The organism is Pseudomonas sp. 21615526, from assembly GCF_013386245.1.
Lineage (GTDB): Bacteria > Pseudomonadota > Gammaproteobacteria > Pseudomonadales > Pseudomonadaceae > Aquipseudomonas.
In genome coordinates this window covers 17,273-39,992 of sequence record NZ_JACAOM010000044.1, presented here as the reverse complement: position 1 = coordinate 39,992, position 22,720 = coordinate 17,273, and the positions used below count along the sequence as shown (strand labels likewise).

The following is a 22,720-nucleotide window of genomic DNA, read 5'->3' as shown; positions in this document are numbered from 1 at the left end:
GCCCCGCTGGCCTACCAACCCCGTCGCCCCGGCTCGCCCTGTTAACCGGGGTGACAGACCTTCTATGCATATTCCTAAAAGTTAGTTTATTAAAAAATTTAACACGCTTAGGGTATATGCACCGGACCACCGGACATTCCTGATTTTTTTATCTTTTCAACGGATGTGAGGTAGGTATGGTCAAAATTACCCCGGTGCGTAACGCCAGGGCATTGCGTGCAGCCAAGGAGCGGCGCTGATGTCTAACTTGGCACAAACACCCCCCCAGAGTGATCTGGACGTTGCCCCGCTGTTGTTGCCCGCCAAAGTGCTGCGCAACGACGCCGAGGCCCTGAGCGCCGCCCACGAGCTGGCACAGGCCGCGCGCCTGCAAGCGGCCAGGCGCGATCAGCAACGCAAACTGCCCTGGGCTGAAATCGNNGATCATCAGCGCGGCCGACCCGGCGCTGGGGCAAATCCCGCAGAACCATTTCGGCATCCTGCACGTGCTGCAAGGTGCGGCCAGCGAGCGCCAGAAAAAGCAGCTGTTCCAGAGCGTGCTGGACGGCTGGCGCATCGGCAACGGCGGCCCGGAACGCGGTACCAAAAACACCCTGGACCTCAAGTCACGCATCACCGCCGAAGGTGACGGCTACGTCGTCAGTGGCCAGAAGTTCTACTCCACTGGCGCGCTGTTCGCCCATTGGGTGGCGGTCAAGGCCTTGAACGATGACGGCAAAGTCGTCATGGCGTTCGTGCGCCGTGGCACCGAAGGCCTGCGTATCGTCGATGACTGGTCAGGCTTTGGCCAACGCACCACCGCCAGCGGCACAGTGCTGCTGGATCAAGTAGCGGTGGACGCCGAACTGGTGGTGGAAACCTGGCGACTCGGCGAAACACCGGGCATCCAGGGTGCAGTCTCGCAATTGATCCAGGCGGCCATCGACGCCGGCATCGCCCGTGGCGCGATCGACGACACCATCAGCTTTGTACGCGAACGCTCGCGGCCATGGATCGACGCCAAGGTCGAACGGGCCAGCGATGACCTGTATGTGATCGCCGATATCGGCAAGCTGAAGATCGAACTGCACGCCGCTGAAGCCCTGCTGCGCAAGGCCGGCCAGGTACTGGACCAAGTCAGCGCCGCGCCGATCACCGCGCAGTCCGCCGCACGCGCCTCGATTGCCGTAGCCGAAGCCAAGGTGCTGACCACCGAGATTTCCCTGCTCGCCAGCGAAAAGCTGTTCGAGCTGGCCGGCAGCCGCGCGACCCTCGCCGAATTCAACCTCGACCGCCACTGGCGCAACGCCCGGGTGCACACCCTGCACGACCCGGTGCGCTGGAAGTACCACGCGGTGGGCGCTTACCACCTCAACGGCACTTTGCCTGCCCGACATTCCTGGATTTAACCGACCAGACCTCTGGAGAATACGCATGACCCTTTCTCATCACGTCGCGGTTATTACCAGCGATGAACAAGCCCTCATTGTCGCCAGCGACCTGGCCGAAGACTTCCGCCGCGACAGCGCCTTGCGTGACCGTGAACGCCGCCTACCCTTGCCTGAGCTGGACGTGTTTTCCCGCTCCGGCCTGTGGGGCATCAGCGTACCCAAGGAGTTCGGCGGTGCCGGCGTTTCCAACGTCACCCTGGCCAAGGTCACGGCACTGATTGCCCAGGCGGATGCGTCCCTGGGGCAGATCCCGCAAAACCATTTTTATGCCCTCGAAGTGCTGCGGGTGAACGGCAGCCCGGCGCAGCAAAAACGCCTGTACGCCGAAGTGCTCGCCGGCCAGCGCTTCGGCAATGCGCTGGCAGAACTGGGCACCAAGACCGCCCACGACCGCATCACCAAGATCACCCGCGACGGTGACGGTTTCCGTATCACCGGCCGCAAGTTCTACTCGACCGGCGCGATCTACGCCCAACGTATTCCCACGTCCGTGGTGGACGAAAACGGTGTGCAGCAACTGGCCTTTGTCACCCGTGACAGCGAGGGCCTGAGTGTGATCGACGACTGGAGCGGCTTCGGCCAGCGCACCACTGGCAGCGGTTCGGTGGTGTTCGATAACGTGTGGGTCGCGGCCCAGGACGTGATCCCGTTCCAGAGTGCCTTCGAGCGCCCGACCACTGTCGGCCCGCTGGCGCAGATCCTTCACGCCGCCATCGACACCGGCATTGCCCGCGCAGCCTATGAAGATGCCCTGCACTTCGTGCGCACCAAGACCCGGCCGTGGATCGACGCCACCAGCGACAAGGCCACCGAAGATCCGCTGACCCTGAAAAGCTTCGGCCACTTGAGCATCCGCCTGCACGCCACCGAAGCCCTGCTGGAACGCTCAGGCGAATTCCTCGACCGCGCCCAGGCCGACAGCAATGCCGACACCGTCGCGGCCGCATCCATCGCGGTCGCCGAAGTGCGCGCCCTCAGCACCGAGATTTCCCTGGCGGCCGGCAGCACCCTGTTCGAACTCGCCGGCAGCCAGGCGACCCTCGCCGAACACGGCCTGGACCGCCACTGGCGCAACGCCCGGGTGCACACCCTGCACGACCCGGTGCGCTGGAAGTACCACGCCGTGGGCAATTACTACCTCAACGATGAAAACCCGCCACTGCGGGGGACTATCTGATGACGAAGAAAAAGATCCTGCTCAATGCCTTCAACATGAACTGCATCGGGCACATCAACCACGGCCTGTGGACCCATCCACGGGACAACTCGACCCAGTACAAAACCATCGAGTACTGGACCGAACTGGCGCAGTTGCTGGAACGCGGACTGTTCGACGGGCTGTTCATCGCCGACATCGTCGGCGTGTATGACGTCTACCAGAACTCGGTGGACGTGCCGCTCAAGGAGGCGATCCAGCTGCCGGTCAACGACCCGTTGCTGCTGGTCTCGGCCATGGCGGCGGTGACCAAAAACCTTGGCTTCGGCCTGACCGCCAACCTCACCTACGAACCGCCGTATCTGTTCGCCCGGCGCATGTCGACCCTCGACCACCTGAGCCGTGGCCGGGTGGGCTGGAACATCGTCACCGGCTACCTCGACAGCGCCGCCAAGGCCATGGGCCTCACCGAGCAGGTCGAGCACGACCGGCGCTACGACCAGGCCGACGAATACCTGGAGGTGCTCTACAAACTCTGGGAAGGCAGCTGGGAAAACGACGCGGTGATCAACGATCCGCAGGCGCGGGTGTATGCCCAGCCGGAGAAGGTGCACAAGGTCGAGCACAAGGGCGAGTTCTATCAGGTGGAGGGTTATCACCTGTGCGAGCCGTCGCCGCAACGCACGCCGGTGCTGTTCCAGGCGGGCAGCTCCGACCGTGGACTGCTGTTTGCCGGGCGCCACGCCGAGTGCGTGTTCATCAGCGGGCAGAACAAGGCCTCGACCAAGATCCAGGTGGACAAGGTGCGCGCCAGCGCCGTGGAAGCCGGGCGCAACCCGGACGATATCAAGGTGTTCATGGGCCTGAACGTGATTGTCGGCGCCACCGAAGAAGCTGCGTGGGCCAAGCACGCCGAGTACCTGAGCTACGCCAGTGCGGAAGCCGGCGTGGCGCATTTCTCGGCATCCACGGCGATCGATTTTTCACAGTACGAAATCGACGAACCGATCCAGTACGTGAAGAGCAACGCCATCCAGTCCGCGACCAAGAACCTGCAGAACAATGACTGGACCCGGCGCAAGTTGCTTGAGCAGCACGCCCTGGGCGGGCGCTACATCACCCTGGTGGGTTCGCCGGCACAGGTGGCGGATGAACTTGAATCATGGATCAGCGAAACCGGCCTGGATGGCTTCAACCTGACGCGCATCGTCACCCCGGAAAGCTACGTCGACTTCATCGAACTGGTGGTGCCGGAGCTGCAGCGCCGGGGCTCGTACAAGACCGCGTATGAGACCGGGACGTTGCGGGAGAAAGTCTTCCACCACTCGGCGCACTTACCTGATCAACACACCGGCTCCACCTACCGCCACTGAACCAAAATGTGGGAGCGGGCTTGCTCGCGAAAGCGCTGTATCAGTCGCCGGATGCATTCACTGACACACCGCTTTCGCGAGCAAGCCCGCTCCCACAGTTGACCGAGTTGTTTGCACTCATACCTTATGACTGGAAATCCACTATGAAAAAAACACTGCTCAGCCACCCAGTCAAAGCACTGGCGCTCGCCCTCGGATTGTTCAGCTCGGCGGTATTCGCCGCTGACGCTCCCTTGAAAGTCGGCACCACCGCCGCCTTCGCCATTCCCCTGGAAGCCGCCGTCGAAGAGGCCGGCAAACAGGGTTTGAAAGTCGAACTGGTGGAATTCACCGACTGGATCGCACCCAACGTCAGCCTGGCAGCCGGCGATATCGACGTGAACTACTTCCAGCACATCCCGTTTTTGGAAAACGCCAAGGCCGCTGCAGGCTTTGACCTGGTGCCGTACGCGCCGGGCATCATCAACAACGTCGGGCTGTATTCGAAGAAGTACAAGAGCATCAACGACCTGCCCCAGGGCGCCAGCGTGGCGATTGCCAACGACCCGATCAACAGTGGTCGCGGCCTGCAACTGCTGGCCAAGGCCGGCTTGATCACGCTCAAGCCGGGCGTGGGCTACAAGGCCACTGAAGAAGACATCGTCACCAACCCGAAGAAGATCAAGATCCTGCAAGTGGAGGCGGTGCAACTGGTGCGCGCTTATGACGACGCCGACCTGGTGCAGGGCTACCCGGCGTATATCCGCCTGTCCAAGACCTTCGATGCCGAGTCGGCGCTGCTGTTCGACGGCCTCGACCACCCGGAATACGTGATCCAGTTCGTGGTCCAGCCCAAGAGCAAAACCGACCCGCGGGTGATCAAGTTCGTCGACATCTACCAGCACTCGCCGGTGGTGCGCGCCGCGTTGGATAAATCCCTTGGCAAGCTCTACCAAGTCGGCTGGGAAGATAAAAAATGACCGCCGCCCACTCTCAACTGCGCGACCTGGGCCTGCCGCCCAGGGACGCCGAGCAGACAGAACTGCACCCGGACCTGAACCGCGCGCACGTGCGCTTTATCAACCTGGGCAAGACCTATGACGGCCAATCCGTGCCCGCCCTGCAAGGCATCGACCTGGCGATCCAGCGCGGCGAAGTCTTCGGCATCATCGGCCGCAGCGGCGCCGGCAAGTCGTCGCTGATCCGCACCATCAACCGCCTGGAACAACCGAGCAGCGGCCGGGTATTGATTGACCAGGTGGACATCGGCGACTTCGACGAAGACCGCCTGGTCGCCCTGCGCCGACGCATCGGCATGATCTTCCAGCACTTCAACCTGATGTCGGCCAAGACCGTGTGGCAGAACGTCGAACTGCCGTTGAAAGTCGCAGGCGTGCCCAAGGAGCAGCGCGAGAAGAAGGTGCGTGAACTGCTGGAATTGGTCGGTTTGCAGGATAAGCACAAGGCTTACCCGGCCCAGCTGTCCGGCGGGCAGAAACAGCGGGTGGGCATCGCCCGCTCACTGGTGCATGACCCACAGATTCTGTTGTGCGACGAAGCCACTTCAGCGCTCGACCCTGAGACCACGCAATCCATCCTCGGTCTGCTGCGGGAGATCAACAAACGCCTGGGCTTGACCATCGTGCTGATCACCCACGAAATGGCCGTGATTCGCGAAATCTGCGACCGCGTGGTGGTGCTGGAACACGGCCATGTGGTCGAGCAAGGTCCGGTGTGGGAAGTGTTCGGCAACCCGCAGCATGAGGTCAGTAAAACCCTGCTGGCGCCGCTGCAACATGGCCTGCCTGAAGAGTTGCAAAGCCGCCTGCAGGCCAATCCGACCTCAAAGGACGCCGCCGTGGTGCTGCGCTTGCAACTGACTGGCAGTGCCGAAGACGAACCCGATCTTGCTGCGTTGTTCAGCGCCCTCGGCGGGCGCGTGCGCTTGCTGCAAGGCGGTGTGGAACGCATCCAGGGCCACGCCTTGGGGCAATTGCTGCTGGCGGTGAGCGGCTCGTCCCTGACCGCCGAAGAACTGCGCAGCCGCGCCGGGCGCTGGGCACAACAGGTGGAGGTGCTGGGCTATGTGGTTTGATCGTTTATTGCAGGGCGCCATCGACACGCTGTTGATGGTCGGTGTGTCGTCGTTGATTGCATTGCTGGTGGGGATTCCGCTGGCGGTGTTCCTGGTGACCAGTGACAAGGGCGGCATCTATCAGGCGCCTGCCTTGAATCGGGTGCTGGGGGCGTTCGTTAACCTGTTCCGCTCGATCCCGTTTTTGATTTTGATGGTGGCGCTGATTCCGTTCACCCGGTTGATCGTCGGCACCACCTATGGCGTGTGGGCGGCGGTGGTGCCGTTGACCATCGCGGCCACGCCGTTTTTTGCGCGGATCGCCGAAGTCAGCTTGCGCGAAGTCGATCACGGCTTGATCGAGGCGGCGCAGGCCATGGGTTGCCGGCGCTGGCATATCGTCTGGCATGTGCTGCTGCCGGAGGCGCTGCCGGGGATTGTCGGCGGGTTCACGATTACCCTGGTGACGATGATCAACTCCTCGGCCATGGCCGGGGCAATTGGCGCCGGTGGGCTGGGGGATATTGCCTATCGCTATGGCTATCAGCGCTTTGACACGCAGATCATGCTCACCGTGATTGTGCTGCTGGTGATCCTGGTAGCCGTGATTCAGTTGGGCGGCGATCGGTTGGCCAGGGTTCTGAACAAGAGGTGAGGTATAGTCGGGCCATCTCAGCGCCCGGTATAACCTGCCATGAAACTCGCCCCCGACGACCTCGACCAGATCACCTCCACCACCCTTGGCCACTACAACAAAGTGGCCGAGGATTTTCGTGAAGGCACCCGCGATCACGATGTGAGCCAGAACATTGATGCGTTGCTGCGGCATATCCAGGGCGACGCACCGTTTACCGTGCTGGACTTCGGCTGCGGGCCGGGGCGGGATTTGCAGACGTTTACCCGCATGGGCCACATCGCGGTGGGGCTCGATGGTTCGGAGCGCTTTGCACAGATGGCCCGGGAAGACAGCGGCTGTGAAGTGCTGCAACAGGACTTCCTGAAGCTGGATTTGCCGGCCGGCCGTTTCGACGGGATCTTCGCCAATGCGGTGCTGTTTCATATTCCCAAGCAGGAACTGCCGCGCATTCTTGGGCAGTTGCATGGGGCGTTGAAGGTCGGTGGAGTGTTGTTCAGCTCAAACCCTCGAGGTGAAAACCAGGAGGGCTGGAATGGGCCGCGGTATGGCTCGTATCACGACTTGCAGGCGTGGCAGGAATTGCTGACGGCTGCGGGGTTTGTGGAGCTGGAGCATTACTACCGGCCAGCGGGATTGCCTCGGGAACAACAGCCGTGGCTGGCAAGTGTGTGGCGCAAGCTGTAGGTCTTTGTTGTTTGGGCTTACGCCTTCGCGAGCAAGCCCGCTCCCACATTTTGGAATGCATTTCCCTGTGGGAGCGGGCTTGCTCGCGAAGGACTCACAGCCGCCACTCATCCACCTGATACACCACAGCCTGGGCGCCAGGTACAAAAGCGGTAATACGCCCCTCAGCAAAATTCGCCACCAACCGCGTTCCATCGGCAAACGTGGTCTGCTGCACCTGTTTATCTTCCGTCAGCCAGCGAAAATCGGTCATCGCCTGAGTCGCCAACCGCTCATGCAGCGGCCGGAAGAACGCGTCCTGGCGCTGAATCACCGGCAAGCGCTGCTTCACCGTCGCCGCACTCAGGTGATACAGCGGCGGCACGTTGTAGAGCAGTTGCGTCAGCTCGCTTTCGGCCCGCACGTTGCTCAGTTTCAGGCTGTCGAACAGCCAATGGTGGGTGGTGATCACCGAGCCATGGAACACCGCCTGATACAGCGGCAGGCGCATCGTCGGGTCAAAGTAGACCGTGCGAAACGGCTCTTTCAACGGCACCGACTTGAAGAACACCGCCGGCTGTTCCGGCGGGTACCAAGCCCCGACGTAATACGGCGACTGCTTGTCCTTGGTCATCTCCCGATCACCCCAGCCCAGCACCGGCGTTTGCATGCCGTGGGCAAACAGGATGCCTCGGGCGGTGATCGCGTTGCCGTCCTCGGAACCTGCCGGCAACTTCAGCACCGTATTGATCCAGCGGGCCGCATCGATATTGCCTTCGGCGTTTTGTGCCTGGGTCATGCTCGCACCCGTGCGATAGCTGTCGAACAACATACTGGTGGCATAGGCGTCGAGGAACCAGGCGTTGAACCCGGACTTGGCCTGCACCGCCTTGATCCGCGCCTCCAGCAACGGCCGCACGCAGCGCGGGTCGGTGTAGTGGCCGGACTTCTGGAAGCCTGTCTTGAGCTGGCCGCCCTTCAACACGATCGCGCACTCGCCATAGGCCTTGCTGCCCAGGTGCGCGGTGGTCCAGTCGGGATTTTCAGTGGCCGACAGTGCCGTTTCATAAGAGTCGTAGGGCGCCATCAGGTAACCGGCGTCGACCCCGGTCTTCACCGCCTCAGGATGCCAGAGCCCGCCTTCCCAGCCTTCGCCCTGGGTCACCAGCAGGCGCTTGAGACCGGCGCCTTTCAGCGCGTTGGTGACGGACAAGGTGTTGCCCCAAGTCTCAGGCGTGGCGCTCAAGGCACCCGCAAAAGCCACGGCCAACTCGCGACGCAGCGCACCATAGCCATCAGCGAGTTGGGTCATATTCGGCTCGGTGGAGGGCTGCCAGCTTTGCCGGGCCTTTGTGTTGATCGCCGCGTTCAGGCCGCGCAGCAGGACAGCCTGCTCATACGGTTGCTTGACCTGCCGAACCTGCGCAGCCTCTTTGTCCAGCAAGCCATTCAATTCAGCCGCCAAGCCTTTGCCGCTGCGTAGCAGCTTGAGCAGTTGCGGCCAGTCGCGCACATCCCCCGGAGCCAGCAGATCATTGCCCCACAGGTAGATATGGCTGGCGCCCAGCAGCTTTTCCGCTTCCGGGGTTTGCCGCAACTTGTCCGCCAACGGTTCAAACAGCCCCTGCTCCACCAGCCACTGGTGATAACGCTTGGCGCCGGCCAGCGGGTCGCTTTCGCCCAGGTGCAACAGAACGGTCATCGGTGCCGCGGGGTCCAGCGTGGTGAATTCATGGAAGGCGGACAACGCCAGTCCTTTGCCGTCGGCCTGCCAGTGCAGACGGTTGTTGTAAGAATTGGTCATCAGCCAGTTGAGGGTAAACGCGCCGTGATCCACGCCCCACAGCGGCAAGCTGAGGTCCTGGGTGGTGTTGACGTCGCCCTGCTCCAGCAGGAAGTCCTGCCACACACCATTGCCCGCCGGCACGTAATGCCCTTCGGCCAGGGGCCAGATCAGGCCCTTGCCCATGGCGCTGGCGGGTTGGCGCAGGATCGCCAACTCACCGGCATCACGGGCGGTAATCGTCAGGGCAAGATCCCGTTGCTCGAGGGTGGCGCTCAGGCGATAGGCGCCATCGTCCCATTGCCAACTGGCCTGACGGGTGCTTTGGGAGAGCTGGTTGACCCTGTGCGCAGGGCCTCCGCTTGAAGCCTGCACGGCGGTCTTGTCGCTGGGGATAACGTGGATCGCAAGGGTCGCCGGGTCGATCTCAACCCGCCACAGGGCGTTCTCCAGCACCGTGCCGGCAAGGGCCACGGGCGACAGTAACAAGCTACAAACCAGCAGGAAACAACGCATGGGGCAGGCCTTGGCAAAGGATCAGGCCCGGAGGGTAAAACAATTGATCGGGTGCGAAGGGCAAAAAAATGTTTCAGGGAACATTCCCACGTCCGTGTAGGAATGTCACCGCTGTGGCCGTCAGGCTTGTTCTTTCTTCGGCTCGCGAATCTTGTACCAGGCCACGTACAGCGCCGGCAGGAACAGCAGCGTGAGCAAGGTGGCGATGATGATCCCGCCGATCATCGCGTAGGCCATCGGGCCCCAGAACACTTCACGGGCGATAGGGATCATGCCCAGGCTGGCCGCTGCTGCGGTCAGCAGGATCGGCCGGCGCCGGTGTTCGGTAGCTTCCACCACCGCGTCCCACGGCGTGTAGCCGTCGCGCTCGTAGGCGTCGATCTGCGTCACCAGGATCACCGAGTTACGGATGATGATGCCGATCAGCGCAAGGATCCCCAGAATCGCCACAAAGCCCATGGGCGTGCCCGTGGGAATCAGCGCCAACACCACGCCAATCAGCCCCAGCGGCGCCACGCTGGCCACCAGGAACATCTTCTGCACGCTGTGCAGCTGGATCATCAGGAAGGTCGCCATCAGGAACAGCATCAACGGCACTACCTTGGCAATCGGGCCCTGGGCCTTGCCGCTTTCTTCCACGGTGCCGCCGGTGGCGACTTTGTAGCCCACCGGCAACCCAGCACTGAACTTGTCGATGTCCGGCTTGAGCTGTTTCACCAGGTCGGTCGGCTGCATGTCGTCGCGCACCGCCGCCTTGATGGTGATGGTCGGCTTGCGGTCGCGACGCCATACCAACGGCTGTTCCAGCTCATAACGCACGGTGGCGAACGCCAGCAGCGGAATCGAGGTGCCGTTGGGCGTGACGATCTGCAGGTTCTGCAAGGTTTCCGGCGTACCGCGTTCGGCATCTTCGGCGCGGCCGACCACGTTGATCAGGTAGATATCGTCATGCACCTGGGTCACCGACGCACCGCTGACCACGCTGTTCATCAACTGCGCCACGTCTTCCGACGACAGCCCCAGTTGCCGCGCCTTGTCCTGGGCGATGTCCACCCGCAGGACTTTGCCCGGCTCGTTCCAGTCGTAGATGATCTCGCCCATGTGGGTATTTTTATCGAGCATGGTCGCCAGTTCGATCGCGTGTTTGCGCACCTGGTCGATGTCCTTGCCAGACACCCGGTACTGGATCGGACGCCCCACCGGCGGGCCCATTTCCAGTGGCTGCACAAAGCTGCCCACGCCGACAAAATCTTCCCGCAGGCGTTTTTGCAGGCGCGCAATCAAGGCGCCGCGCTCTTCCAGGCCCTTGCTGACGATCACCAGTTGCGCGTAGTACGGGTTCTCCAGTTGCTGGTCCAGCGGCAGGTAGAAACGGATCGCGCCCTGGCCGATATAGGTGCTCCAGCGGGCGATGTCCGGGTCGTCCTTGATGATCGCCTCAAGACGGTCGACGGCCTTGCGGGTCTCGTTGATCGAGGCGTTTTGCGGCAGGTTGAGGTCGACGAGAATTTCCGGACGGTCCGAGGACGGGAAAAACTGGTTCTGCACAAACTGCATGGAAAACACCGACGCCACAAACAACAGCACCGTGATGCCGATGGCCCACCAGCGATTGCGCATGGCCCAGAGCATGCCGCCATTGAACGCCCGGCCCACCCGGCCGGGCTCGGCATTGTGGGGTTTTACCTTGCTGCTGAGGATGTGCACGCCGAGCACCGGCGCGAACAACACCGCGACCACCCACGACACCAGCATCGCCACGGCAATCACCGCAAACAGCGTGAAGGTGTACTCACCCGCCGAACTGGCATTAAGGCCAATCGGCACAAAACCGGCAACGGTCACCAGCGTACCGGTCAGCATCGGGAACGCCGTAGAGGTGTAGGCGAACGTCGCCGCCTGCTCCTTGGTCTCGCCTTTTTCCAGGCGCGTGATCATCATCTCCACGGTGATCATCGCGTCGTCCACCAACAGGCCGAGGGCAATGATCAACGCGCCCAGCGACACCCGCTGCATGGTGATGCCGCTGTATTCCATGAACACGAACACCAGCGCCAGCACCAATGGGATCGAGCACGCCACCACCAACCCGGCACGCACGCCGAGGCTGATAAAGCTCACCACCAGTACGATGATCACCGCCTCGAACAACGCGCTGGTAAAGCCGCCAACGGCCTCCTCCACCACTTCGGCCTGGTCGGAAACCTTATGCACGCCCACACCCACCGGCAGGTCGGCGGTCAGGTCGTCCATGCGTTTGTGCAGGGCCTTGCCGAAGTCCTGGATGTTGCCGCCCTTCTGCATGGCGATGGCCAAGCCGATGGCGGGTTTGCCGTTGAAGCGGAACATCGGCGTCGACGGGTCGACATAGCCACGGGTGATTTCCGCCACGTCGGCCAGCCGATAGAAACGGTCATTGAGCCGCAGGTTGACGTTGGCCAGGTCCTTCTCCGAGGCGAACTGCCCGGAGGTGCGCACCGAAATCCGCTCCGGCCCGGCCTCGATCACCCCAGCCGGGGTCACCGCGTTCTGCGATTGCAGGCTCTGCACCACCTGGCGCTGATCGATCCCCAGCGCTGCGAGTTTGCGGGTGGAGAAATTCAGGTAAATCACTTCGTCCTGCTGGCCGATCATCTCGACCTTGCCCAGCCCCGGTACCGAACGAATTTCGGCGCGCACCTGCTCCACGTAATCGCGCAGCTGGCGCATCGACAGGCCGTCGGCGGTAAATGCGTACACCGAGCCGAACACATCCCCGAACTCGTCGTTGAACGCCGGCCCCTGCAAGCCTTGGGGGAAGCTGCCGCGAATATCGTCGATCTTCTTGCGGACCTGGTACCAGATCTGCGGGATGTCCTTGGCGCTGGTGGTGTCCCGCAGGAACACGAACACCGTGGACTCGCCGGGCCGGGTGTAGCTCTTCACGTAGTCGAGGGAGTCCAGCTCTTCGAGTTTTTTCTCGATGCGGTCGGTGACCTGCTTCAGGGTCTCTTCCTGGGTCGCACCCGGCCAGCGGGTCTGGATCACCATGGTCTTGATGGTGAACGACGGGTCTTCCTCGCGACCGAGGTTCATGTACGAGAACACGCCCATCAGCAGCGCGACGAACATCAGGTACCAGACGAAGGACTGATGCTTGAGGGCCCAGTCGGATAAGTTGAAGCTCCCTTTCATCGCGGGCTGTCCTCGTCGATTTTGACTTTTTGCCCGGGCTTCAGGCTGTTCACGCCGGCACTCACCACCCGCTCGCCGGGTTTGACGCCGGCGTTGAGCAAGGCGCTGTCGGCGTCACGGCTGACGATGCTGACGTCACGGGGCTGTACGGTCTGGCTTTGGGTGTCGATGACCCAGATGCGGGTCTTGCCGTCGGCTTCCTGCAAGGCGCTGAGGGGCAATTCGATACGCGGCGCGATGGCTGAACTCAGGGTCACGCTGATGGCGGTGCCAAGGCGGAACGCGGGCGGTGTTTCCGCCAGGGTCAGGCGGGCGCGACGGGTGCGCGTGGCGCTTTGGGCCTGGGGTTCGATCTCGCGCACGGTGGCGGTGGTGCTGACCGTGGGGTCCATCTGCCCGGCGACCAGGAACACCACATCCGGCGGCAGGCGCTCGGCGAGGCCGGCGGGCAAGTCGATGACGGCTTCCTTGATGTCCGGTCGTGCCAGGGTCACCACTTGCTGCCCGGCGCTGACCACCTGGCCGGCCTCGGCATTCCAGGCGGTGACGATGCCTGCATGGTCGGTGCGCAGTTCGGCGTAGTTGAGCTGGTCCTTGGCCTGATTGACCGAGGCCCTGGCCTGATCCAGGGACGCCTGGGTGGTTTTCAGGTCGGTCTGGGCGATGTCCAGCTGGGCCTGGGCGCCGACGCCACGGTTGAACAATTCCTGCTGGCGACGGGCATTGGCCTGGGCGTTGATCCACTGTGCCTGGACCCGGGCCAGGTCGCCCTGGGCGGCGCGCAACTGGTTCTGTTGATCGGTGGGGTCGAGCACGGCGAGCAACGCGCCCTGCTGCACTTCAGCGCCCACGTCGACCGCGCGCCGGGCGATACGGCCTGGCACACGGAAACCGAGATTGCTTTCGTAGCGGGCCTGGATCGTTCCGGCGAAGCGGCCGAGGTTTTCCTGGTCTTCGGCTTTCACTTCAATCGACAGCACCGGGCGCACCGGTTCCGGTGCCGGTTCTTCCTTGGAACACGCCATCAAGAGCAGGCTGGCGGCGAGCACACACGTCAACTGCTTCATGGCTGCACTCCCTGGGCCTGGGCCTGATCCGGCGGCTGGGCGATTTCCACGATCATGCCGGGGTGCAGCAATTGCCCGCCGGCCACCACGACTTTTTCGCCGCCCTTGAGGCCGTCGCTGATGATCACCTTGCCGGTCAGGTAACGCGCGACCGTGACCTTGTGCAGTTGCGCCTTGCCGTCGCCGTCAATCAGCCAGACAGCCGGCGCACTGATGTCTTTGGTCAAGGCAGCCCACGGCAATTCGATGCTGGCCTTGGCCGGCCCGTTGGCGGTGGCGCTGACCACCGAGCCCAGTTGCATGCCCTTGGGCAGCGCGTCGAGGGCGATTTTGACTTGCACCGTGCCGGTATTGGCGGCAACGGCCGGGGTGACTTCGCGCACCTTGCCCACGGCGGTGATCTGCGGATTTTCCAGCAGGCTGACGGTAATCGGTTTGTCCGGCGGCGGCTCCACCAGCAGCGATTCATAGACGTTGAACACCGCGTCGCGCTCGCCATCCCGGGCCAGGCTGAAAATCGGCACGGTGGCCTGCACCACCTGGCCCACCTCGGCCTGGCGGGCGGTGATGATGCCCGGCGCGTCGGCGACCAGCGAGGTGTAGCCCAACTGCTCGCGGGCATTGGCCAACTGCGCCTGGGCCGCGGTCAGCGCGCTCTGGCTGCTGCGCAACGCGGCCTGGGCGGAGTCGTATTCGCTGCGGCTGGTGTAGCCCTTGGGCAAGAGTTTTTCCTGGCGCACAAACGCGGCGGCGGTCTGCTTGACCCGCGCCTGCTCGGCGACCACCTGGGCCTGGGCGGAGTCGACGTTGGTCTGCAAATCTTTCGGATCGAGCTTGGCCAGCACCTGCTTGGCGCTGACGCGGTCGCCGACATCCACCATGCGCTGGATGATCTTGCCGCCGACGCGGAACGACAGATCGGTCTGCACCCGGGCCTGGATATCGCCGGTCAAGGTCACGGCGGCGGCAAAGTCGGTGGACTTCGCCGTCTGCACAAACACCCGGGAATGTTCCTTGGGTTCGGCTTTTTCCTGGCCGCAACCGCTCAGCAGCGCCAGCAGGCCAAGGCCGAGGATAAATGTGAGTTTGGGACCGCCCATGCAGGCTCCTTTTGCGTGATGCCGACGTGCCAGTGTCTATGCGACTGTGAGCTTAGAACAGGGTTCCTTATCTGCATGGAGAATCCCATACTCCAGGGGTTCCCAAACCGATAATTTTTCTCATGCTCAAGACCCTCGCGGTGGCCAATTACCGCTCGATCAACAAATTGGTGGTGCCGCTGGATCGGTTGAACCTGATTACCGGCCCCAATGGCAGCGGCAAGTCCAACCTGTACCGCGCCCTTCGGCTGCTGGCGGAGACGGCCCAGGGCGGCGTGATCAACGCACTGGCCCGCGAGGGTGGGCTGGATTCAACCTTCTGGGCAGGGCCGGAAAGCATCAGTCGGCGCATGCTCAGTGGTGAAGTGGCGGTGGAGCCCATCGTGCGCCAGGGCGCCAAGCGCTTGCGCTTGGGGTTTGCCGCAGAGGATTTCAGCTATGCGATTTCCCTGGGGTTGCCCGAGAAAACCTTGTCCTATTTTTCCCTGGACCCGGAGATCAAGAAAGAATGCATCTGGGCCGGGCATGTATTTCGCCCGGCGAGCCTGCTGGTGCAGCGCTCCGGCCCGATGGTACGTGCCCGCGATGGCCGCGCCTGGGATGTACTGGCCCAGCACACGCCGAACTACCACAGCCTGTTCGATCAGGTCGGCAGCCTGCGGGGTTCGCCGGAGGTATTGCTGCTGCGCGAAAGCATTCGCGGCTGGCGCTTTTATGACCACTTTCGCAGCGACGTCGACGCCCCAGTGCGCCAGCCGCAACTGGGCACGCGTACGCCGGTGCTGCATCACGATGGGCGGGACTTGGCAGCGGCGTTGCAGACCATTCGCGAGATTGGCGACCCGGACGCCTTGCAGCGGGCGATCAGCGATGCGTTTCCCGGCGCGCGGTTGAATATCGAGCCATTGCAGGGCGGACGCTTTGCCATCGAGTTTTATCAGGAAGGATTGCTGCGGCCCTTGTCGGCAGCAGAGTTGTCGGACGGCACCTTGCGCTACTTGCTGCTGGTGGCGGCGCTGCTGACGCCGAGGCCACCGACGATGATGGTATTGAACGAACCGGAAACCAGCTTGCACCCGGATCTTTTGCCGGCGTTGGCGCGGCTGATCATTCAGGTGTCGCAGCAGTGTCAGGTGTGGGTGGTGTCCCATGCCAGCCGCTTGATTGCGGCGTTGCAGCAGGATGAAGGGTGTAATTCGATCGTGCTGGAGAAGGTGATGGGGCAGACGCAGGTGGTGGGGCAGCGGGTGCTGGATGAGCCGGCGTGGCATTGGCCCAGTTAGGCGGTGCCTGTGAGGGCCTCTTCGCGAGCAAGCCCGCTCCCACATTTGTCCGCATTCCAAAGGTGGAACTCGGTCGAATGTGGGAGCGGGCTTGCTCGCGAAGACGGTAGATCAGTCACCCAACAGCTAGCTGATCAACCCTGCCACTTCCCGCCTTCAACAATCACGCTTTCCGGCTTGGTGTCATCGCTCAGTTCCTTGCGAACATACTGGTCATACAGCTTGAGCAGATACTTCTCTTCGCCCAACTTCGCCAGCTCGGCATTCACCCAATCCCGCAATTCGATGTTGCCCTTCTTCACCGCCGGCGCAATCGGCGCTTCATCCCCCAGTTTCTGCTCCAGCACGCGATAGCCCGGGTTCTGCTTGGCCCAGCTGAACAGCACCAGGTTGTCCTGGGCATAGGCATCACCACGGCCCGCCGACAACGCTTGCAGCGACTCGGAATTTTTCTCGAACTTCAGCAGTTTCCAGTCCGGGTGGTTCTTGGTCAGCCAGATATCCGCGGTGGTGCCGGTGGTGACGATGGTGGTGCGGGTCGCCAGGTCGTCCAGGCTCTTCACCGAGCTGTCCTGCGGCACCAGGGCCTGCACCGCGACTTTCAGGTTCGGGTTGGTGAAGTCCACCGCTTCCTTGCGCTCCGGCGTCACCGTCATGTTGGCGAGGATCAGGTCGACCTTGTCGCTTTGCAGGAACGGAATGCGGCTCGCCGGCTCTACGGCGACGAATTCAACCTTGTTCTCGTCGCCCAGCAGGTCCTTGGCGAAACGGCGGCCGATGTCGGTATCGAAGCCGACATAACGGCCGGACTCATCCACGAAACCAAACGGCGGCTTGTCGGTGAATACGCCGACGATCAGCTTGTCCCGCGCCTTGATCTTGTCGATGTAGCTCACCGCAGCGGGTGCCGGGGTGGCAGCGGCAGCCGTCTTGGCGGGCTCTTCGGACTTATTGCAGCCGGCCAGCAAAGCGAGGCCGAACAGGGGGAATAACAACTTGGCAGTTTTCATGACAGCTCCAGTTCCTTGGTTCTTTTGGGCAGTGTTGAAACGAAGGAGAACTTCTCCAGGAACTGCTGCGCGCGTGCGGTTTGCGGGTTCGTAAAGAATGCCTCGGGGGTGTTTTGTTCGAGGATGCGGCCGGCCTCCATGAACACCACGCGGTCGGCGACGGCGCGGGCGAAGGCCATTTCATGGGTGACGATCAGCAGCGTCATGCCGTCCCGGGCCAGGCCCTGGATCACTTCCAGTACTTCCTTGACCATTTCCGGGTCGAGGGCGGCGGTGACTTCGTCAAACAGCATGACCTGCGGGTTCATGCACAACGAGCGGACGATGGCGATGCGTTGCTGCTGGCCGCCCGACAGCTGGCGCGGGTAGGCGTCGCGTTTGTCGGAGAGGCCCACCCGTTCCAGCAGTTTTTCAGCCTGGGCCCGGGCTTCGCGGGGCTCGCGCTTTTGCACTTTCAGCGGGCCGAGCAGGAGGTTGTCGAGCACGCTCATGTGCGGGAACAGGTGATAACTCTGGAACACCATGCCCACGTCCTGGCGCACCTGGCGCCAGTCGGTGGCCTTGTCCAGCAGCTCCTTGCCGGCAAAACGCAGGCTACCGCTGTGGGCCACTTCCAGGCCATTGAGGCACCGCAGCAAGGTGCTTTTGCCGCAACCGCTGGGGCCGAGGATCACCACCACTTCGCCGCTTTGCACACTCAGGTCGATGCCGTCGAGCACCTGCTGGTCGCCGAAAAACTTGTTGAAACCCTGGAACTCGATCAATGCGCTCATGCTTGGGCCCAGCGCCGTTCCAGCACCTTGGAGGCGGCCGACAACGGGTAGCAGATAAAGAAGAAAAACAGGAACAGCGCGCCGTAGATCAATACCGACTCGTAGGTGCGCTCGATGATTTGCTGGCCGACCTTGATCACGTCCACCACACCGATCAGCACCGCCAGGGAGCTGGTCTTGATAATGCGGGTGTAGACATTGATGGTCGGCGGGGTCATGCGTTTCAGGGCCTGGGGCAACAGCACGTAACCGTACAGTTGCGGGTCCGACAGGCCAATCGACAGGCCGGCTTCACGCTGGCCACGGGGCAACGAATGCAACGCACCGCGCACCACTTCGCCGACTTCACTGGCACCCCACAGCGACAACACCAGCACGGCGCACCAGAAGCTCGGAATGCTCAGGCCAAAGAAAATCGGCAGGCCGAAGAACAGCAAGTACAACCACACCAACACCGGAATGGCGCGGAACAGCTCCAGGTAAATCCGCAGCACCAGGTTGATCGCTTTCGAATTCAACGTGCGCAGCACGCCATACACCACGCCGCCGACGGTGCTGAAGGCGATGCTCAAGAACGAGATCGACAGGGTTTGCGCCGCGCCCTTGCCCAGTTGCGGCAAGGACACCCAGAGTAATTCAAGACCCGAACTGGCCATGCTGGAGCCTCCTTTCAAGGCGGCTGAGCAGCAGCGACAGCGGCAGGAATAACAGCACGCAGATCAACGTGAGCACCGCGAGCATTTCGTAGGTTTTGTAGTAGAGGGCGATATAGCTTTTGGTGGTGTAGAGAATCTCCGGCACCGCCACCGCCGACACGATCGTGGTTTCCTTGAGCAGGAAAATAAAGTTCGCAAACAGCGCCGGCAGGCTGAGGATCCCGGCCTGGGGCAGGATCACATGGCGCAGCAGTTGCCAGTGGGACAGCCCGATGGACTTGCCCGATTCGATCTGTGCCAGCGGCACCGCCTCGACACCGGCGCGCAGCACTTCCGTGAGGTAGGCGCCGCCGAGAAAGGTCATGGTGATGATTGCCGCCCAGAACCCGGAGATATTCAGCCCCAGGGCCGGCAACGCGAAGTAGACGAAAAACAGTTGGATCAGCAGCGGTGTGTTGCGCGCCAACTCCACGTACAGCGCCACCAGGCGCCACACGTAGGGCGTGCGAAACACCAGCAGCGCGGCGTTGATCAAGGCCACCAGCATGGAGGTGCCAATGGCGATCAGGCCGACTTGCAGGGTAACGCCCACGGCCTTGAGAAACGCTGGCAGCGTGCTGAGGATAAATGCGTAATCGAAGGTCATCTGAAATCCCTGACGCCGCAGGGGTAAAGCGGCGTTGGTGCGGTCCGGTCCAGCGTGGGTAACGCCGGGTAGCGCCGACTTTAAAGGTATAAAAAGCAAAATTTAAATACCGAAATAGCATATTGATATCACCCAAATAGATAACCTGCGGATTCGCGGTGCAGATGGATGACAGCTACTGTTCCCGGGGAAGTAGGAAGGGTCTTTTTATCGGAGCTGCACTTCAGGGATAGGCAGCGCGTGGCCAGACTGACGGCCAACCAACAGCGAGGGAGTGAGCGATGAACGAGGCAAAACCGATTGATCCGCAGGAACTGGTAAAGTGGCTGGTGGCGCTACGCAGGGCCATTAACAGTCGAAATATCTGAGCTGACACAGTCCCAAATGTGGGAGCGGGCTTGCTCGCGAATGCGGTGTATCAGTCAGCAGATGTGTTGGCTGATCCACCGCATTCGCGAGCAAGCCCGCTCCCACATTTCGATTGTGTTCCAGCCATAAAAAACGCCGACGCTGTAGAAGCCGTCGGCGTTTAAACCTTGAAGGAGGTTTTTGGGTTCGATCAGAACGCCGGCACGACCGCGCCGTTGTATTTCTTCTCGATGAAAGCTTTCACTTCAGGGCTGGTCAGGGCTTTGGCGAGCTTCTGGATCGCGTCGCTGTCCTTGTTGTCCGGGCGGGCAACCAGGAAGTTCACGTACGGCGACTTGGCGTCTTCGATGATCAACGCGTCCTTGGCCGGGTTCAGGCCGGCTTCCAGGGCGTAGTTGGTGTTGATCAGGTCCAGGTCAACCTGGTCCAGGACGCGTGGCAGCAGCGCCGATTCCAGCTCTTTGAATTTCAGGTTTTTCGGGTTGCTGGCGATGTCTTTCGGCGTGGCCAGGGCGTTGGTCGGGTCTTTCAGAGTGATCACGCCAGCCTTTTGCAGCAGCAGCAGGGCACGGCCGGAGTTGCTGCCTTCGTTCGGGATCGCCACGGTGGCGCCATCTTTGAGCTCAGAGATGTTTTTGATCTTTTTCGAGTAGCCGCCGAAGGGTTCAACGTGCACACCCACTACGGTGACCAGGTTGGTGCCTTTACCCTTGTTGAAGTTTTCCAGGTACGGCAGGGTCTGGAAGTAGTTGGCGTCCAGACGCTTCTCGGCCACCTGTACGTTCGGTTGTACGTAGTCGGTGAAGACTTTGATTTCCAGGTCCACGCCTTCTTTGGCCAGGGTCGGCTTGACCAGCTCAAGGATCTCGGCGTGCGGGATCGGGGTAGCGGCTACCACCAGTTTCTCGTTGGCCTGGGCGAAGCTTGCAGTCAGGGCAGCCGCCAGTGCGGTAAACAACAGAACCTTTTTCATGCAGTGTCCTTATCGAAAATCCGGGTCGTCTGGGACGGCCGCTTTTTTAGTGGATGCCAGCGAAGTGCTATCGCGGCGTGCAGCGGACAATACCGAGGTTTTTTATTCCAGAACAATACTTTTTATTCACTTTGATATTCCATTTTGTTCATACAGGAGCCAGGCTTGCCGGCGATGGCGGTCTTGAGCCTTGCGATGCTCCTGAGGACGCCATCGCCGGCAAGCCGGGCTCCTACAAAACAGCGTGTTCTTTCAGATAGCTTTTCAGGGCTTCAACCTCGGCGGCGCTGGCGTGGCCAAGAATTCGCCGCACCTGCTCCACAGGCGAACCCGCCACGGGCAGGTTCAAATGCTCAGGCAGAATCTCGTCGCCACTGCTGACCAGCAAGGCAAAGTGAATCACGTTCTCCAACTCCCGGGTGTTGCCCGGCCAGCTGTGATGCTCCAGCACGCGCTGGGCTTCGTCGCTGATCAGCGGCACCGGCAGGTCGAGGCGCTGGCTGTAGATGCCGAGGAAATATTCGGCCAGTGACAGGATGTCGCCCACCCGCTCGCGCAGTGCGGGCAGCTCCAGTTGGCCTTCGCTGAGGTAATGGAACAGGCGCTCATGAAACTTGCCGGCCGCCACGGCCTGGGCGAGGTCGATGCTGGTGGCCGCCACCAGCCGCACATCCACCGGGCTTGGCTGATGGGCGCCGACGCGAGTGACTTCGTGGTTTTCCAGCGCCGCCAGCAGCTTGACCTGGATTGGCAGCGGCAAGTCGCCGATTTCATCCAGGTACAACGTGCCGCCGTTGGCCGAGCCAAACCAGCCAGCGCGGCTGCTGGCTGCGCCGCTGTGGCTGCCTGCGGCGTAGCCGAACAGTTCGGCGTCGGCGTATGTCGGGCTGATGGCGCCGCAATTCACCGAGACAAACAGGCCGGTGCGGTCGCTGCCACGGTGTATATGCCGGGCGAGCAACTCCTTGCCGCTGCCGGTTTCGCCGCGGATCAACACGGGCAAGGCGCGGGGGGCGAGGTTTTCGAGGTCTTCGCGCAGTTGCCGCGAACGCGGGTCGACAAACACCAGCGCCTTGGCACGAATGCTCAGGGGGCTTTTTTCGGCGTCGGGGAAGGTCAGCAGGGGCTGACCGAAGGTTTCATGCAGGCTCATGGCAGGCTCCCGCCCCATCCACGAAGGGGAAGGGGCGTTTAAAAAATTTTATGCACGGCGCCGGGAGTGATGTTCCAGGCGATTTTGCAGGCGATAGAGGTAGGCGAAACCCTGTTCCCAGCGTTGATGGCCGGACTTCACGTTGATGTGCCCGGCGCCCGCGAGAATTCCCGCTTCGGCGCCCCAGTTACGTGCCAGTTCCAAGGCGCGGGTGGCGCTGACGGCGCTGTCGTTGTCGGAGCTGACGACCTGGCTTGGGAAGGGCAACAGGTGGCTGGGGATTGGCGCAAAGTTACGCAGGGCGGGTGCGCAGGCAGGGCGTTCGACATCGGCCGGGGCCACCAGCAGGGCGCCGCGTACCTGACGCAGGAACTGCACCGGTGCGGTGGCCGCCCAATGGGCGACGGTGATGCAGCCCAGGCTGTGGGCGATCAGAATCACCGGGGTGCTGTCGGCGGCGATGGCTTCGGCCAGGGCGGCCACCCAGTCTTCGCGGCGTGGGGTGAGCCAGTCGGCCTGCTCCACGCGCGCGCTGTTGGGCAGGCTGTTCTGCCAATGACTTTGCCAATGATCTTCTGGCGATCCTTGCCAGCCCGGCACGATCAGATAACGAATCGACTCGCTGTGCATGGGTGTGCCCTCCTGCAGCGTTTAACGTTGTGGGTCAGTATAGGCACGGGGTATATATTCGTTAAGGAATAAGAAGCTATTTATTAATAACCAAAAATCGAGTGTTAAAAGCCAAATCAAAAACCAGAGCGAAAGCAGAGCTGCTTTTCTGTGGGAGCTGGCTTGCCTGCGATGCAGACAACTCGGTACATCAGACACACCGAGGAGATGCCATCGCAGGCAAGCCAGCTCCCACATTTGAACCGTGCCCGCTTCAGCTTTTGATTTTGCTCTTC

At 62.0% G+C, this 22,720-nt stretch carries 18 protein-coding genes and 1 pseudogene; 8 read left to right on the top strand and 11 right to left on the bottom strand.

Going from position 1 to position 22,720, the window contains the following annotated elements:
* Window positions 1-238: 238 nt before the first annotated feature.
* The 7 genes and pseudogenes from HX786_RS14945 (at window position 239) to HX786_RS14915 (ending at window position 7,333) form a co-directional block, all read left to right on the top strand.
* Window positions 239-1,388: pseudogene (locus HX786_RS14945) on the top strand (SfnB family sulfur acquisition oxidoreductase).
* A 25-nt stretch (window positions 1,389-1,413) separates the two neighbouring features.
* Window positions 1,414-2,607, top strand: coding sequence for an SfnB family sulfur acquisition oxidoreductase (locus tag HX786_RS14940; protein WP_003211848.1), 1,194 nt, complete (start codon window positions 1,414-1,416; stop codon window positions 2,605-2,607).
* The gene (locus HX786_RS14935; protein WP_177122554.1) at window positions 2,607-3,959 is read left to right on the top strand and encodes an LLM class flavin-dependent oxidoreductase; all 1,353 of its coding nucleotides are present in this window, start codon (window positions 2,607-2,609) and stop codon (window positions 3,957-3,959) included. Before HX786_RS14940 ends, HX786_RS14935 begins: the two co-directional genes overlap by 1 nt.
* Before the next feature lie 143 nt (window positions 3,960-4,102).
* Window positions 4,103-4,918, top strand: coding sequence for a MetQ/NlpA family ABC transporter substrate-binding protein (locus HX786_RS14930; RefSeq protein ID WP_003211844.1), 816 nt, complete (start codon window positions 4,103-4,105; stop codon window positions 4,916-4,918).
* The gene (locus HX786_RS14925; RefSeq protein ID WP_003211842.1) at window positions 4,915-6,033 is read left to right on the top strand and encodes a methionine ABC transporter ATP-binding protein; all 1,119 of its coding nucleotides are present in this window, start codon (window positions 4,915-4,917) and stop codon (window positions 6,031-6,033) included. Before HX786_RS14930 ends, HX786_RS14925 begins: the two co-directional genes overlap by 4 nt.
* Window positions 6,023-6,667, top strand: a complete 645-nt coding sequence (locus HX786_RS14920) for a methionine ABC transporter permease (protein WP_003211840.1) — start codon at window positions 6,023-6,025, stop codon at window positions 6,665-6,667. Before HX786_RS14925 ends, HX786_RS14920 begins: the two co-directional genes overlap by 11 nt.
* Before the next feature lie 39 nt (window positions 6,668-6,706).
* Entirely contained in the window at window positions 6,707-7,333 is a 627-nt protein-coding gene (locus HX786_RS14915) for a bifunctional 2-polyprenyl-6-hydroxyphenol methylase/3-demethylubiquinol 3-O-methyltransferase UbiG (protein ID WP_177021017.1), read from the top strand.
* 94 nt (window positions 7,334-7,427) lie between these two features.
* Here HX786_RS14915 and HX786_RS14910 read toward each other — a convergent pair whose 3' ends face one another.
* From HX786_RS14910 to HX786_RS14895, 4 genes are all read right to left on the bottom strand, one after another.
* A complete protein-coding gene (locus HX786_RS14910; protein ID WP_178912274.1) occupies window positions 7,428-9,611 on the bottom strand; it encodes a glycoside hydrolase in 2,184 nt (727 codons plus the stop codon).
* A 120-nt stretch (window positions 9,612-9,731) separates the two neighbouring features.
* Window positions 9,732-12,785 carry an efflux RND transporter permease subunit gene (locus HX786_RS14905; RefSeq protein WP_087692737.1) on the bottom strand — a complete coding sequence of 1,018 codons (3,054 nt, stop codon included), beginning with the start codon at window positions 12,783-12,785 and terminating at the stop codon, window positions 9,732-9,734.
* Window positions 12,782-13,852 carry an efflux RND transporter periplasmic adaptor subunit gene (locus tag HX786_RS14900; protein ID WP_003211833.1) on the bottom strand — a complete coding sequence of 357 codons (1,071 nt, stop codon included), beginning with the start codon at window positions 13,850-13,852 and terminating at the stop codon, window positions 12,782-12,784. The genes HX786_RS14905 and HX786_RS14900 overlap by 4 nt, the downstream gene beginning before the upstream one ends.
* Complete coding sequence (locus HX786_RS14895) at window positions 13,849-14,952, bottom strand: efflux RND transporter periplasmic adaptor subunit (protein WP_178912273.1); 1,104 nt, start codon at window positions 14,950-14,952, stop codon at window positions 13,849-13,851. The genes HX786_RS14900 and HX786_RS14895 overlap by 4 nt, the downstream gene beginning before the upstream one ends.
* A 122-nt stretch (window positions 14,953-15,074) precedes the next feature.
* Here HX786_RS14895 and HX786_RS14890 point away from each other — a divergent pair, with 122 nt between their 5' ends.
* A complete protein-coding gene (locus tag HX786_RS14890; protein ID WP_102606019.1) occupies window positions 15,075-16,235 on the top strand; it encodes an AAA family ATPase in 1,161 nt (386 codons plus the stop codon).
* Window positions 16,236-16,369: 134 nt separating this feature from the next.
* On the opposite strand, the gene HX786_RS14885 is transcribed toward HX786_RS14890, so the two are convergent.
* From HX786_RS14885 to HX786_RS14855, 7 genes are all read right to left on the bottom strand, one after another.
* On the bottom strand, window positions 16,370-17,245 hold the full coding sequence (locus tag HX786_RS14885) for a transporter substrate-binding domain-containing protein (protein WP_008435828.1): 876 nt from the start codon (window positions 17,243-17,245) through the stop codon (window positions 16,370-16,372).
* Complete coding sequence (locus tag HX786_RS14880; RefSeq protein WP_003211829.1) at window positions 17,242-18,018, bottom strand: amino acid ABC transporter ATP-binding protein; 777 nt, start codon at window positions 18,016-18,018, stop codon at window positions 17,242-17,244. The genes HX786_RS14885 and HX786_RS14880 overlap by 4 nt, the downstream gene beginning before the upstream one ends.
* Window positions 18,015-18,674 carry an amino acid ABC transporter permease gene (locus tag HX786_RS14875; protein ID WP_008435829.1) on the bottom strand — a complete coding sequence of 220 codons (660 nt, stop codon included), beginning with the start codon at window positions 18,672-18,674 and terminating at the stop codon, window positions 18,015-18,017. Before HX786_RS14875 ends, HX786_RS14880 begins: the two co-directional genes overlap by 4 nt.
* Window positions 18,655-19,320 (bottom strand): amino acid ABC transporter permease, encoded by a 666-nt coding sequence (locus HX786_RS14870; RefSeq protein WP_003211825.1) that lies wholly within the window; start codon window positions 19,318-19,320, stop codon window positions 18,655-18,657. The genes HX786_RS14875 and HX786_RS14870 overlap by 20 nt, the downstream gene beginning before the upstream one ends.
* Window positions 19,321-19,879: 559 nt before the next feature.
* Window positions 19,880-20,662, bottom strand: coding sequence for a MetQ/NlpA family ABC transporter substrate-binding protein (locus tag HX786_RS14865; RefSeq protein WP_063033612.1), 783 nt, complete (start codon window positions 20,660-20,662; stop codon window positions 19,880-19,882).
* Between the two features lie 232 nt (window positions 20,663-20,894).
* Window positions 20,895-21,815 (bottom strand): sigma 54-interacting transcriptional regulator, encoded by a 921-nt coding sequence (locus tag HX786_RS14860; protein WP_003211821.1) that lies wholly within the window; start codon window positions 21,813-21,815, stop codon window positions 20,895-20,897.
* A gap of 48 nt (window positions 21,816-21,863) precedes the next feature.
* Window positions 21,864-22,445, bottom strand: coding sequence for an alpha/beta hydrolase (locus HX786_RS14855; RefSeq protein WP_003211820.1), 582 nt, complete (start codon window positions 22,443-22,445; stop codon window positions 21,864-21,866).
* Window positions 22,446-22,720 lie beyond the last annotated feature (275 nt).

Excerpts from the sequence above, each read along its gene's own strand:
- HX786_RS14940 (WP_003211848.1), top strand. The coding sequence starts at position 1,414 with ATGACCCTTTCTCATCACGTCGCGGTTATTACCAGCGATGAACAAGCC.
- HX786_RS14935 (WP_177122554.1), top strand. The coding sequence starts at position 2,607 with ATGACGAAGAAAAAGATCCTGCTCAATGCCTTCAACATGAACTGCATC.
- HX786_RS14930 (WP_003211844.1), top strand. The coding sequence starts at position 4,103 with ATGAAAAAAACACTGCTCAGCCACCCAGTCAAAGCACTGGCGCTCGCC.
- HX786_RS14925 (WP_003211842.1), top strand. The coding sequence starts at position 4,915 with ATGACCGCCGCCCACTCTCAACTGCGCGACCTGGGCCTGCCGCCCAGG.
- HX786_RS14920 (WP_003211840.1), top strand. The coding sequence starts at position 6,023 with ATGTGGTTTGATCGTTTATTGCAGGGCGCCATCGACACGCTGTTGATG.
- HX786_RS14915 (WP_177021017.1), top strand. The coding sequence starts at position 6,707 with ATGAAACTCGCCCCCGACGACCTCGACCAGATCACCTCCACCACCCTT.
- HX786_RS14910 (WP_178912274.1), bottom strand. The coding sequence starts at position 9,611 with ATGCGTTGTTTCCTGCTGGTTTGTAGCTTGTTACTGTCGCCCGTGGCC.
- HX786_RS14905 (WP_087692737.1), bottom strand. The coding sequence starts at position 12,785 with ATGAAAGGGAGCTTCAACTTATCCGACTGGGCCCTCAAGCATCAGTCC.
- HX786_RS14900 (WP_003211833.1), bottom strand. The coding sequence starts at position 13,852 with ATGAAGCAGTTGACGTGTGTGCTCGCCGCCAGCCTGCTCTTGATGGCG.
- HX786_RS14895 (WP_178912273.1), bottom strand. The coding sequence starts at position 14,952 with ATGGGCGGTCCCAAACTCACATTTATCCTCGGCCTTGGCCTGCTGGCG.
- HX786_RS14890 (WP_102606019.1), top strand. The coding sequence starts at position 15,075 with ATGCTCAAGACCCTCGCGGTGGCCAATTACCGCTCGATCAACAAATTG.
- HX786_RS14885 (WP_008435828.1), bottom strand. The coding sequence starts at position 17,245 with ATGAAAACTGCCAAGTTGTTATTCCCCCTGTTCGGCCTCGCTTTGCTG.
- HX786_RS14880 (WP_003211829.1), bottom strand. The coding sequence starts at position 18,018 with ATGAGCGCATTGATCGAGTTCCAGGGTTTCAACAAGTTTTTCGGCGAC.
- HX786_RS14875 (WP_008435829.1), bottom strand. The coding sequence starts at position 18,674 with ATGGCCAGTTCGGGTCTTGAATTACTCTGGGTGTCCTTGCCGCAACTG.
- HX786_RS14870 (WP_003211825.1), bottom strand. The coding sequence starts at position 19,320 with ATGACCTTCGATTACGCATTTATCCTCAGCACGCTGCCAGCGTTTCTC.
- HX786_RS14865 (WP_063033612.1), bottom strand. The coding sequence starts at position 20,662 with ATGAAAAAGGTTCTGTTGTTTACCGCACTGGCGGCTGCCCTGACTGCA.
- HX786_RS14860 (WP_003211821.1), bottom strand. The coding sequence starts at position 21,815 with ATGAGCCTGCATGAAACCTTCGGTCAGCCCCTGCTGACCTTCCCCGAC.
- HX786_RS14855 (WP_003211820.1), bottom strand. The coding sequence starts at position 22,445 with ATGCACAGCGAGTCGATTCGTTATCTGATCGTGCCGGGCTGGCAAGGA.